Origin of the sequence: Candidatus Microbacterium phytovorans, from assembly GCA_029202445.1 — a bacterium.
In the GTDB taxonomy this organism is placed as follows: domain Bacteria; phylum Actinomycetota; class Actinomycetes; order Actinomycetales; family Microbacteriaceae; genus Microbacterium; species Microbacterium phytovorans.
In genome coordinates, this window is the sequence record CP119321.1 from 1,640,785 (window position 1) to 1,653,118 (window position 12,334).

A 12,334-nucleotide genomic window follows, 5' to 3' on the forward strand; every position below is an offset into this window, starting at 1 on the left:
ACGGCCATGTGACGGACGGCCCCGAACGCGTAGCGTGTAACGCATGAGCGCTCACACCGACGCGATCTGGGAACGTGCCCTCGACCTCGCCTCTCCCACCGATGCCACCCACCCCGGTGACGCCGCCCTCTTGACGGTGCTCACGTTCCACGGGCTCGTCCACAACGGCGGGCTGCTGAACGCCGTCGAACTGCACGCGCACGACGAGGTGTACACGAGCGACGCCGTCGTCGATGCCTACCGCTTCCTCGGTCTCGAAGACGCGGCCGCGGCGATCGACAACGCGGTGCTGGAGGAGCGCGACCTCGTCACCGGTGACGACGACGATGACGACGACGACGACTTCTCCGACGCGGCCGAACGCATCGATGCGACCTATACCCTCACCGACGAGGACATCGACGCGGCACTGCAGGTCGCGTTCGCGAACGATCCCGAAGCCTTCGCACCGCTCGACTGACCTCGCGCCCGCAGGCGGGTCCGGGCCTGCGGACGACCCCGCGTGCGAGGCGTGCACGGTCAGACGATGGGGAGTTCGTTCGCGATCGGTCGCCTGCGCAACCGTCCGCCCGTCGCCGCGAGCCAGCATCCGACGATGACGAGCGGGAAGCCGAGCAGGAGTCCGGGCGAGAGGGGCTCGCCCAGGATCACGACCCCCAGCAGGATCGCGACGACCGGATTGACGTAGGTGAACAGCGGCGCGCGCACCGGGCCCACCTCGCGGATGAGCGCGAAGAACCCGAGGAAGGCGACGGCCGTGCAGAGGATGCCGAGGGCCACGAGAGACACGGTGGAGCGGACGGTCGGCACCTCGTGCTGCGTCAGCAGGCCGAAGGGCAGGTACGCGATGCCGATCATCAGGAGGGAGAGCGTGATCGTGCCGAGCGACGGCACGTCCTTCAGCTTCGTCGCGATGAGGAACGGCGCGATGGCGTAGAGGACGGCGACCAGCAGCACCTGTCCCACGGCCCAGAGCGCGTCGTGAGGATCGGCGACGGCGAGTCCCGGTCCGAGGACGATGACCGCGACCCCCGCGAAGCCCACGCCCAGGCCGATGGCTCGGGCCGGGGACAGCACGCCGCGATCCCCGCGCAGCAGCGAGATGATCGCCGCGAAGAGGGGCACGGTAGCGACGAGGAGACCCGTGAGCCCCGACGAGAGCGTCTGCTCGGCGTGACCGAGGAGCAGGAAGGGGCCGGCCATCTCGATGGCGCCGAAAGCCAGCACCCACGGCCAGAGCCGAAGCGCCGGCGTGAGCGCTCGTCGGTGCAGAGCGAGCGGAAGGAGGATGAGCGCGCCCAGCAGGGTGCGCCCGGCGACGATGGCGGCGGGCGAGTAGGAGTCGACGGCCTCCTTGATGAAGAGGTACGGGATGCCCCAGAGCACGGCCATCGCGCCGTAGAGCAGCCAGCCGCGCCCCGAGACCGTGGTGGCGCCCATCAGACGGTGCGACGCCCCTCGAAGGCGCGGCCGAGGGTGACTTCGTCGGCGTACTCGAGGTCGCCACCCACGGGAAGCCCGGACGCCAGCCGGGTGACGCGGATCTCGAGCGTATGCAGCAGCCGACTGAGGTAGGTTGCGGTCGCCTCGCCCTCCAGGTTGGGATTGGTCGCGAGGATGACCTCCTGCACCGTGCCGTCGGCGAGTCGCTGCATCAGCTGCGTGATGCGCAGATCGTCGGGACCGATCCCCGCGATGGGGCTGATCGCGCCGCCGAGCACGTGGTACAGCCCTCGGAACTCCCGCGTGCGCTCGATGGCCGAGACGTCTTTGGCGTCTTCGACGACACAGATGAAGGTGGCATCGCGACGCGGATCCCGACAGATGCCACAGCGCTCCTGCTCGGACACGTTGCCGCAGATCTCGCAGAATCGCACCCTTTCACGCAGCTCCCCCAGCAGGTGCGAGAGCCGGGACACGTCGAAGGTGGGCGTTTGGAGGATGTGGAACGCGATGCGCTGCGCCGACTTCGGTCCGATGCCGGGAAGGCGACCGAACTCGTCGATGAGATCTTGAACAATGCCGTCGTACATGATTACTGGAACCTCGCGGGCGGGGTGTACGGCTCTTCGCGCACGAAGGTCGCGCCGAGAATCTGGCGGACGACGGCCTCGCCGACACGCTCGATCCCGCCGGGCCGCGACGTGCGGGCGGGCGCGGCCCGCTCGATCGGACGCTCGACGGCGACGGGAGCACGAGGCGGAAGAGGAGCGTCGGCGATCACGGGGGGCGGAAGTTCTTCCTCCTCCTCGGCCGTCATCGGCGCGTCCGCGTCGGTGAGCACGTCGCCGTCGTGCTCGCGCGTGAGCGTGCGAACGGATGCCGGGGCCGCGGCATCCTCGGGCTCCTCATCGACGGCGAGCGGTGCGGGAGCAGCGTCGCCGCCCGGAATCGGGGCGACGGCCCACTCCGTCACGGGAGCGGCGGCGGCCGAGGCGACGGGCGCGGAGCGCGTGGGCTCGGGGGCACGGGCGGGGGCAGGTCGCGGCGCCGCCGAGGCGGTGGGCACACCGGGGCGTGGTGCCGCCGGCGCGTCGCGGCGGTTGCCGTCCGGCGCGGTCTCGGGTGACGGACCTGACGCACCCTCCGCATCGGCGTCGCCCGACGCAGCGGCACCATCGGAACCGCCGGGGTCGCCGAGACCGCCGAGACCGCCGATCGAGGGATCGTGGCGCGCGACGTACTTGACCCGCACGCCGAGCACCTGGACGATCGCGCCCCGGAGGTCTTCGCTCGGGCCCTTGCCGCCGGCGAGCTTCTTGAAGGATGTGACGTCGGAGGCGCTGTGGAAGGCGAGGGTGAGCACGTCGCCGGCGAAGGCGACGGGATGCGCCGCGGACGCGAGCATCCACGACGATCGACTGACCGGCTCGAGGGCCGCGAGAACCCGGGGCCACGCCGCGACGACGTCGGACAGCGCGAGCGGACCCGACGGCACGGCGGGTGCGGCCGGGACCGCGTCGGCGACCGGAGCCGCTTCGGGTGCCGGGGAAGCAGCGCCGGGCGGGGCGGAGACCGGCACGGCCGGCGCAGGGGACGCGGCGGACGACGCGGCGACAGGGGTCGAGACCTGCGCGGCGGGAGCGGCGCTCGGCGTCACCGGGACCGCCACCTGCGCGGGCGCAGCGGACGGCGCCGCGGAGACGAGCGGCGCGGGCGCCGCGCTCGCCAGCACGCGTGCCACGAGCAGTTCGAGCTGGAGCCGCGGCGACGTAGCGCCGGACATGTCGTCGAGAGCCGTCACCACGATGTCGGCGACGCGCGAGAGACGGTCGGTGCCGAAGGCGGACGCCTGGACGCCCATCCGCTCCAGTTCGTCGACCGGGACTCCCCGCAGGACGGCAGAGGCCCCCGCTCCGGTGGCGGAGACGATGATGAGATCGCGCAGGCGTTCGAGGAGGTCGTCGACGAAACGTCGCGGATCCTGACCGGTCTGCACGACGCGGTCGACGGCGGCGAAGGCCGCTCCGGCATCGTGGCGCGCGAACGCCTCCACGACCTCGTCGAGCAGCTCGCCGTGCGTGTAGCCGAGCAGTGCCACGGCCCGCTCGTATCCCACGACGCCGTCATCGGAACCGGCGATGAGCTGATCGAGCAACGAGAGCGTGTCGCGCGGCGATCCGCCACCGGCGCGGACGACGAGTGGCAGCACACCCGGCTCGACCGACACGTTCTCGGCCGTGCACAACTGCTCGACGTACTCGAGCATGGCCGCCGGAGCGACCAGCCGGAACGGGTAGTGGTGGGTGCGCGAGCGGATCGTGCCGATGACCTTCTCGGGCTCGGTCGTCGCGAAGATGAACTTGACGTGCGCCGGCGGCTCCTCCACGAGCTTGAGCAGCGCGTTGAAGCCCTGCGCCGTGACCATGTGGGCCTCGTCGAGGATGAAGATCTTGAAGCGGTCGCGCGCCGGAGCGAAGACGGCCCGCTCCCTCAGGTCGCGCGCATCGTCGACGCCGTTGTGGGATGCCGCGTCGATCTCGACGACGTCGAGCGAACCGCCGCCGCCGCGGCTGAGTTCGACACAACTGTCGCATGTTCCGCAGGGCGTGTCGGTGGGGCCCTGAGCGCAGTTGAGGCATCGGGCGAGAATGCGCGCCGACGTGGTCTTTCCGCAGCCACGGGGGCCGGAGAAGAGGTAGGCGTGACCCACGCGGTCGCCGCGCAACGCGGTCATGAGCGGCTCGGTGACCTGGGACTGCCCGATCATCTCGCCGAACGACTCGGGCCGGTAGCGGCGATACAGGGCGGTGGTCACCAGAACAGACTACGGCGTCCCGCAGACATCGCGACGGGAAGAACCCCGCCCCCGAGGACGTTGCCCCCGGCATGGAGCCTGCACCCGCCGACGTCGTCGTGATCGGCGCCGGGCAGGCGGGCCTCTCGGCCACCTATCACCTCCGCCGCCGCGGTTTCGGTCCCGTCGACGGTCCGCCGGAAGTCGCGGGAGCGGGGTCGTTCGTCGTGCTCGACGCCGAAACCGCTCCGGGAGGCGCGTGGCAGCACCGCTGGGCGTCGCTCCGCATGGCGACCGTGAACGGCATCCACGAACTCCCGGGATTCGCGGTGCCGCCGGCAGACCCCGCAGCGGCGAGCCGCGACGTCCTGCCCGCGTACTTCGCCGCGTACGAGGCGCGCTTCGACCTGCGGGTACGCCGTCCCGTGCGGGTCGCGGCCGTCCGTCGCGCCGACGACGACCCGCACGGGCGTCTGCTCGTCGAGACCGACGCGGGAACGTGGAGCGCCGCGTACGTGATCAACGCGACCGGCACGTGGCGGCGTCCGTTCTGGCCGCACTACCCGGGGCAGGACCGGTTCGCGGGCCGGCAGCTCCACGTCCACGACTATGTCTCCGCCGAGGAATTCGCGGGCCGGCGCGTCGTGATCGTCGGGGCGGGCGTCTCGGCGATCCAGCTCCTCGACGAGATCTCCCGCGTCGCCGACACCTTCTGGGTGACGCGCCGCGAAGTCGAGTGGGATGCCGGCGACTTCGACACGGCCGCGCGGATCGCCGCGATCGCCGGCGTGGAAGAACGCGTGCGCCGCGGACTCCCGCCCGGCAGCGTCATCTCCGTGACGGGCCAGCACTGGACTCCGTGGGCGCGAGCCGCCCACTCACGGGGTGTGCTCGCACGGCATCCGATGTTCGTCTCGATCGAGGAGAACGGCGTGCGGATGCCGGACGGCTCCTTCGAGCCGGCCGACGTCATCCTGTGGGCCACCGGATTCCGCGCCGACATCGCCCACCTCGCGCCGCTCGGGCTGCGCACCCCCGCGGGCGGCATCCGTGTGGCCGACGGACGTTCCCTCGACGACCCGCGGCTCTTCCTCATCGGCTACGGGCCCTCGCAGTCCACCGTCGGCGCCAACCGCGCCGGCCGCGACGCCGTGCGCGCCATCGTCGCCGACCGCCGCCACGCCCCGATGCGGGCAGCAGAAACGCCGACGGCGGGTGCGGAAGCCGGAGCCTCCGCACCCGCCGGGTTCGCGGCGACCTAGGAGTCGACGCCGAGGTTGCCGTTCTCGGTCAACGTGGGCGACGATCCGGTGATCACCGGGATCGACGACGTGGCGGTGGAGATGGGGACGGATGCCGAGATCATCGACCCGTCCTCGCGCAGCTGCTCACTGATGTCGCCGAGCGTCGGACGGCCCGGCAGCACGGGGCCCTGACCCTCGAGCGGCACGACGACCGTCCCGCCACCCTCGACCGAGTACCAAGCCCCGCGCACCTCGAAGCCCACCGATTCACCCGGGCCCGCCACGACCGTGAGGGCGTCGGCGGTCACCGTGATCTTCAGCTCGGTGCCGTGCCAGTGCAGTGTGTACGACAGCGACGGCCAGTCGGCCGGGAGGCGCGGGTCGAACGACAGGTCGCCGAAGTGGTCGCGCATGCCACCGAAGCCGGCCACCAGCGCCGTCCACACGCCGCCCGCCGACGCGACGTGCACACCGTCGGCGGCGTTGTGGTGCAGGTCGCCCAGGTCGACGAAGATCGACTCCCGGAAGTACTCCAGGGCGAGATCCTGGTACCCCACCTCGGCCGCGAGGATCGACTGCACGACGGCGGACAGCGTCGAGTCGCCCGTCGTGAGCGGGTCGTAGTACTGGAAGTCGGCGAGCTTCTCCTCCGCCGTGAAGTGGTTGCCCTGCAGGTACAGCGCGAGCACGACGTCGGCCTGCTTGAGCACCTGGTAGCGGTAGATCACCAGTGGGTGGAAGTGCAGGAGGAGAGGCCGCTGCTCCGGCGGAGTGTTCTCGAGATCCCAGACCTCCCGCTCGAGGAACACCGCATCCTGCGGATGGATACCGAGCGCCTCGCTGTACGGGATGTGCATCGCCTCGGCGGCACGGTCCCAGGCTTCCGGCTCGCCCGGCTCGAGACGCAGGCGGTCGACCATGTGGGCGTAGCGCTCCGGCTCGTCCTCCTCCATCTCGCGCACCGCACGCGCCGCGAAGCGCAGGTTGTAGCGGGCCATGACGTTCGTGAAGAGGTTGTCGTTGACGACCGTCGTGTACTCGTCGGGGCCGGTGACGCCGTGGATGTGGAACACCTCGGGGTCGCCGGTCTCGTTGTAGCGCCAGAAACCGAGCGTGGTCCACAGGCGGGCGGTCTCGACGGCGATGTCCACGCCCTCGCGGTGGAGGAACTCGTCATCGCCCGTCGCTCGCACGTACTTGCCGAGAGCGAAGCTGACGTCGGCGTTGATGTGGTACTGCGCGGTGCCGGCCGCGTAGTAGGCCGACGCCTCCTCGCCGTTGATCGTGCGCCACGGGAAGAGCGCACCCGCCTCGTTGAGCTGACCGGCACGCTTCCGCGCCGACGGCAGCATGAGGTACCGCATCCGCAGCGCGTTGCGCGCCCACAGCGGAGTCGTGTAGATGAGGAACGGGAGCACGTAGATCTCCGTGTCCCAGAAGTAGTGGCCGCTGTAGCCCGAGCCCGAGACGCCCTTGGCCGGCACCCCCTGCCCGTCGGCCCGCGCGGCCGCCTGCGCCAACTGCCAGAGGCACCACCGGGTGGCCTGCTGGAGGTCGTCGCGACCCTCGATGACCACATCGGACCGCTGCCAGAAGGCCTCGGCCCACGCGGCCTGGCGGTCGAACTGCTCTTGCACGCCCTCCGCACCGACGCGGTCGAGGGTGCGGCGGCCGCGGTCGACGAGTTCGCGCGCGGGCACGCCGCGGGAGGTGTGGTAGCTCACGAGCTTCGTGACCGTCGTGGGAACGCCCGCCTTCGCCTGGACGCGGAAGACGTTCTTGGTGATGTCGGGCTCGGCGAGCGTGCGTGCCGAGTACTCGTTCTCGGTGTCGACGACATGGTCGGCGACGACGGCGATCGTCATGCCGGAGGCGGTGACGCGGTACGCCAGCGCCGAGCGCAGGCCGTCCTGCCAGAACTCCTGGGGCTGGAGCACGCGCTCGTCGATCTTCTCCGCCTTGCGGGGATCGAAGCCGGCCTTGGCCTTCCCCGCGGGGCCGCCGCCGCCGTAGACGTCCTGGCCGTCCTGTCGGTTGATGAGCTGGCAGCTCACGGTGACGGGGGCATCGGCGTTGAGCACCGTGACGGTGACGCGCATGACGGCCAGGTGCTTCTCCTCGAACGACACCATGCGCTCGAAGTCGATGACGACGTCCTTGCCGCTCGGGGTGGTCCACCGCACGTGCCGCGTCAGCACTCCCGTGCGGAAGTCGAAGGCACGCTCGTACTCGCGCACGTCGGCCACGTCGAACGACAGGGGTTCGTCGTCGACGTACACGCGCATCACCTTGGCGTCGGGCGCGTTGATGATGGTCTGCCCGACCTCGGCGAAGCCGTAGGCCTGCTCGGCATGACGGATCGGGAAGATCTCGTGAAAGCCGTTCACGAAGGTGCCGTGCTCGTGGGCATGACGGCCTTCCGGGTGATTCCCCCGGAGGCCGAGATAGCCGTTCCCCTGGGCGAAGAGGGTCTCGGTGACCCCCACGTCGTCGAGGGAGAACGTGCGCTCGACGAGACGCCACGGGTCGACGGGGAAGCGATCGCGATCGATCATGGAGCTCCTCTGGTCTGGAGGTCGACGGAGAACGGTACGACGGGGTCGTTCAGGAGACGAAGGCGGACAGGTCGTCGACGACGACATGTGCCCCCGAGGACAGGAGCACGTCGGCACCCACGCCGCGGTCGACACCGACCACGAGCGCGAACCCTGCCGCCGCGGCGGACTGCACGCCGGAGTGCGCGTCTTCGACGGCGGCGCTGCGGGCGGGATCGACGCCCAGCATGCGGGCGCCCTCGGCGAACACATCGGGGGCCGGCTTGGAGGGAAGGCCATCGCGCTCGGCGATGACACCGTCCATCACGACGGGGAAGAGGTCACGGATGCCGGCGACCTGCAGCACCTCCTCCGCGTTCTTGGAACTGGATACGACCGCGATCGGCACTCCCGCGGCCCGCAGCCGGTCGACGAGGGCCAGCGAGCCGGGGTACGGGGTGATCCCCTCGGCGCGCAGCACGCTGGAGAACACGTCGTTCTTCCGGTTGCCGATGCCGCAGACGGTGTCGGCCGACGGCGGATCGGACGGATCACCCCACGGCACCTCGACGTCGCGCGAGCGCAGGAGGCTCGCGACGCCGTCGTAGCGCTTCTTGCCGTCGAGGTACTCGAAGTAGTCGCGCTCCGAGTAGGGCGGGGTGATGTCCCACGCGGTGAAGAGCTCGGTGAACATGGTCTGCCAGGCGTGCATGTGCACCTCCGCCGTCGGAGTGAGCACTCCGTCGAGGTCGAAGAGAACGCCGTCGTACGAGGTCAGATCGGGGAGCTGAGCGGCTGTCACTCGACCAGCGTAGTCGCGAGCCCCGACCCGTGGGAGAGGCGTTGGCGGGATCAGGCGCGCCCGACGATCGACATCGTCTGACGGGCGATCTCGAGCTCCTCGTTCGTGGGCACGACCAGCACCGTGACGTCGGAGTCGTCGGTCGAGATCGCGCGGATGCCCCGGGCTCGCGTCTCGTTGCGCACGGGATCGACCCGGATGCCGAGGAACCCGAGCGTCTCGAGCGCTGCGGCCCGCACGAGCGGCGAATTCTCACCCACGCCCGCCGTGAACGAGATCACGTCGACGCCGCCCATCTGAGCGATGTACGCACCGAGGTAGGCCCGCAGCCGGTGGACGTAGACGTCGAAGGCGAGCATCGCGGCGCCGTTGCCGGCATCCCTGCGCTCTTCGATGTCGCGCATGTCGGAGACGCCGGCGAGGCCCAGCATGCCGCTGCGCTTGTTGAGGAACGCATCGAGTTCACCGGGGCTCATCTCCTCGCGGCGGGCGAGCACGAGGAGCACGGAAGGGTCGATATCGCCGGATCGGGTGCCCATCACGAGCCCTTCCAGCGGCGTGAGACCCATCGAGGTCTCCACCGAGTGCCCGCCGTCGACCGCGGTGACCGACGCGCCGTTGCCCAGGTGCAGCACGATCTGCTTCAGCTCGCGCAGCGGCCTGCCGAGGTGCTCGGCGGCCGCGCGGCTGACGAACTTGTGGCTCGTACCGTGGAATCCGTAGCGCCGGATGCGGTGCTTGCGCGCCATGTCGCGGTCGATCGCGTAGGTGTACGCCGCCGGCGGGAGTGTCTGGTGGAACGCCGTGTCGAACACCGCGACGTGAGCGAGGTCGGGGAACGCCTCCCGCGCGGCGCGGATGCCCTGGACAGCGCCCGGATTGTGGAGCGGCGCCAGTACCGAGAGCTCGTCGATGTTGATCTCGACGAGATCGTCGATCAGCGTCGGCTGGAAGAACCGCGCGCCGCCCTGCACCACCCGGTGGCCGATCGCCGCCGGAGGGTTGTCGGTGAGCGACGGGCCGTTCTCCGCGAAGGCGGCGAGCATCACGGCGAAGCCGGCGGCGTGGTCGGGGATCGGCAGCTCCCGCGCCGATTCGGCATCCCCCTCCGTCCCGATCACCTTGTGACGCGCCGAACCCAGCTCCTCGCCGATGCGCTCGACGAGACCGGATGCCAGCGACCGCTCGCTCTCGACGTCGAGGAGCTGGTACTTGAACGACGAGGAGCCGCTGTTGATGACGAGGACGACGGTCACGCGTGCTCTCCCTGGTTCTGTGCCTGGATCGCGGTGATCGCGATGGTGTTGACGATGTCTTCGACGAGCGCGCCGCGCGACAGGTCGTTGATCGGGCGGTTCAGTCCCTGCAGGACGGGGCCCATCGCGACGGCTCCCGCCGAACGCTGCACCGCCTTGTACGTGTTGTTGCCGGTGTTCAGGTCGGGGAACACGAACACCGTGGCCCGCCCGGCGACCTCGGACTCGGGCATCTTGGCTTTGGCGACGGCCGCATCCGCGGCGGCGTCGTACTGGATCGGGCCCTCCACCAGCAGCTCCGGAGCGCGCTCGCGCACGAGCACGGTGGCCGCGCGCACCTTGTCGACATCGGCGCCCGTGCCCGACTCCCCCGTCGAGTACGACAGCATCGCGATGCGCGGCTCGATGCCGAACTGTGCGGCCGTCGCCGCCGACGACACCGCGATGTCGGCGAGCTGCTCGCTGCTGGGATCGGGGATCACCGCGCAGTCGCCGTAGACGAGCACCCGGTCGGCGAGGGCCATGAGGAAGACGCTGGAGACGACGGAGACGCCCGGGCGCGTCTTGATGATCTCGAACGCCGGCCGGATCGTGTGCGCCGTCGTGTGCGCGGCGCCGGAGACCATGCCGTCCGCCATCCCGAGATGGACCATCATCGTGCCGAAGTACGAGACGTCGGTGATGGTGTCGGCGGCCTTCTCGTAGGTGACGCCCTTATGCTTGCGCAGCTCCGCGTATGCGGTCGCGAAGCGGTCGACCGTCGCGGGGTCGAAGGGGCTCAGCACCTGCGCCGCGCTGATGTCGAGGCCCAGTTCGACCGCGCGTCCGCGGACCTCGGCCTCGTCGCCGAGGATCGTGAGGTCGGCGATGCCGCGGGCCAGCACCGTTGCGGCGGCGCGCAGCACCCGGTCGTCGCCGCCTTCTGGCAGCACGATGCGCTTACGCGACGCGCGCGCCGTCTCCAGCAGCTGGTACTCGAACATGAGGGGCGTGACGACGTGCGAGGTCGTGAGGCCGAGCGACGTCGTCAGCTCCTCGGTGTCGACGTTCTGCTCGAAGAGGGCGAGGGCCGTGTCGTAGCGCCGCTGCGAACCGGCCGCCAGGCGTCCGCGCGTGCCCATCACGCGCACCGCCGTGTCGTAGGTGTCGAGATCGGTCTGGATGATCGGCAGGGAGGAGTCGAGGCCCACCATGAGACGCTCCACGGCATCCGGGAGCGGGAAGGGACCGTTGAGGATGATGCCGGAGATCGACGGGAAGGTGCCGGAGGAGTTGGCCAGCAGCAGCCCGAGCAGCACTTCGGTGCGGTCGGCCGGGACGATGACGATCGCGCCCTCGCGCAGCCTCGGGAGGATGTTGTTGAGCGACATGCCCGCCACGACGACGTCGAGCACCTCTCGCGTGAGGAGGTCCTCGTCGCCGCGAAGGAGACGCCCCTCGAGTGTGAGCATCACGTCGCGCACGGCCGGAGCCACCAGGTAGAGGTCTTCGGGGATCGACCACACTCCCACAGCCGCCTCGCGGTGCCCGTCGGCGGCCGGGACATCGGCGACGACCTTGCGGATGCCGTCGTTGATCGCATGCAGCTTGACCGGGTCGGCGCGGTTGGTGATGACGGCGAACAACTCGGCGCGGTGGGTGCGCACCTCGGCCACAGCGAGTTCGGTGACCTGGGCGAGCTGCTCGGGGGTGCGCGCGACGCTGACGCCCAGCCGGTCGCCCTCGCCCGCGCGGCCGTTGAGCACCAGGAGCACCGGGGCGCCGAGGTTCGCGGCGATCCGCGCGTTGTACCCGAGTTCGGAGGTCGACCCGACGTCGGTGAAGTCGCTGCCGACGATCACGACCGCGTCGCACTTGGCCTCGACGGCCTTGAACCGCTCGACGATCTTGGAGAGCGCGGCATCGGCATCCCGACGCACGTCGTCGTAGGTGACGCCGATGCACTCGTCGTACTTGAGCTCGACGCCCACGTGGTCGAGCAGCATCTCCAGCACGTAGTCGCGCTCGGTCGTCGACCGCGCGATCGCCCGGAACACACCGACTTTGGGTGACACGCGGGTGAGGGCGTCGATCACCCCGAGGACGATCGTGGACTTCCCCGAGAGACCTTCGGTCGACGTGATGTAGATGCTCTTGGCCACCGCTTCAGCCTAGGCGGCGCGCCCGAGAGGCGGCCAGGAGAGGCCCCGGACAAAACCTCCCGCTCCCCCGGAAATCGGAGGTGTCGACGAGCGCGCCGTCAGATGTCGGGCCCTCGCGCG

The 12,334-nt window shown here is 70.4% G+C and carries 9 protein-coding genes; 2 read left to right on the top strand and 7 right to left on the bottom strand.

What is annotated here, in order from left to right:
- The first annotated feature begins 43 nt into the window (after positions 1-43).
- Positions 44-460, top strand: coding sequence for a hypothetical protein (locus tag P0Y48_07835; GenBank protein ID WEK12390.1), 417 nt, complete (start codon positions 44-46; stop codon positions 458-460).
- A 59-nt stretch (positions 461-519) separates the two neighbouring features.
- On the opposite strand, the gene P0Y48_07840 is transcribed toward P0Y48_07835, so the two are convergent.
- From P0Y48_07840 to P0Y48_07850, 3 genes are read right to left on the bottom strand one after another with little or no spacing between them, the layout of a single operon-like run.
- Positions 520-1,440 carry a DMT family transporter gene (locus tag P0Y48_07840; GenBank protein ID WEK12391.1) on the bottom strand — a complete coding sequence of 307 codons (921 nt, stop codon included), beginning with the start codon at positions 1,438-1,440 and terminating at the stop codon, positions 520-522.
- The gene (recR, locus tag P0Y48_07845) at positions 1,440-2,033 is read right to left on the bottom strand and encodes a recombination mediator RecR (GenBank protein ID WEK12392.1); all 594 of its coding nucleotides are present in this window, start codon (positions 2,031-2,033) and stop codon (positions 1,440-1,442) included. Before recR ends, P0Y48_07840 begins: the two co-directional genes overlap by 1 nt.
- A gap of 2 nt (positions 2,034-2,035) precedes the next feature.
- Complete coding sequence (locus tag P0Y48_07850) at positions 2,036-4,258, bottom strand: DNA polymerase III subunit gamma and tau (GenBank protein ID WEK12393.1); 2,223 nt, start codon at positions 4,256-4,258, stop codon at positions 2,036-2,038.
- A gap of 71 nt (positions 4,259-4,329) precedes the next feature.
- Here P0Y48_07850 and P0Y48_07855 point away from each other — a divergent pair, with 71 nt between their 5' ends.
- The gene (locus P0Y48_07855; GenBank protein WEK12394.1) at positions 4,330-5,499 is read left to right on the top strand and encodes an NAD(P)-binding domain-containing protein; all 1,170 of its coding nucleotides are present in this window, start codon (positions 4,330-4,332) and stop codon (positions 5,497-5,499) included.
- On the opposite strand, the gene P0Y48_07860 is transcribed toward P0Y48_07855, so the two are convergent.
- Genes P0Y48_07860 through pta form a run of 4 tightly spaced genes read right to left on the bottom strand, consistent with a single transcriptional unit; the run spans position 5,496 to position 12,214 of the window.
- A complete protein-coding gene (locus P0Y48_07860; protein WEK12395.1) occupies positions 5,496-8,036 on the bottom strand; it encodes a glycosyl hydrolase family 65 protein in 2,541 nt (846 codons plus the stop codon). The genes P0Y48_07855 and P0Y48_07860 overlap by 4 nt on opposite strands.
- 49 nt (positions 8,037-8,085) lie before the next feature.
- A complete protein-coding gene (locus P0Y48_07865) occupies positions 8,086-8,817 on the bottom strand; it encodes an HAD-IA family hydrolase (GenBank protein ID WEK12396.1) in 732 nt (243 codons plus the stop codon).
- A 50-nt stretch (positions 8,818-8,867) separates the two neighbouring features.
- Complete coding sequence (locus P0Y48_07870; GenBank protein WEK12397.1) at positions 8,868-10,073, bottom strand: acetate kinase; 1,206 nt, start codon at positions 10,071-10,073, stop codon at positions 8,868-8,870.
- On the bottom strand, positions 10,070-12,214 hold the full coding sequence (gene pta / locus P0Y48_07875; protein ID WEK12398.1) for a phosphate acetyltransferase: 2,145 nt from the start codon (positions 12,212-12,214) through the stop codon (positions 10,070-10,072). Before pta ends, P0Y48_07870 begins: the two co-directional genes overlap by 4 nt.
- Between the last annotated feature and the right edge of the window lie 120 nt (positions 12,215-12,334).

Excerpts from the sequence above, each read along its gene's own strand:
- P0Y48_07835 (WEK12390.1), top strand. The coding sequence starts at position 44 with ATGAGCGCTCACACCGACGCGATCTGGGAACGTGCCCTCGACCTCGCC.
- P0Y48_07840 (WEK12391.1), bottom strand. The coding sequence starts at position 1,440 with ATGGGCGCCACCACGGTCTCGGGGCGCGGCTGGCTGCTCTACGGCGCG.
- recR (WEK12392.1), bottom strand. The coding sequence starts at position 2,033 with ATGTACGACGGCATTGTTCAAGATCTCATCGACGAGTTCGGTCGCCTT.
- P0Y48_07855 (WEK12394.1), top strand. The coding sequence starts at position 4,330 with ATGGAGCCTGCACCCGCCGACGTCGTCGTGATCGGCGCCGGGCAGGCG.
- P0Y48_07860 (WEK12395.1), bottom strand. The coding sequence starts at position 8,036 with ATGATCGATCGCGATCGCTTCCCCGTCGACCCGTGGCGTCTCGTCGAG.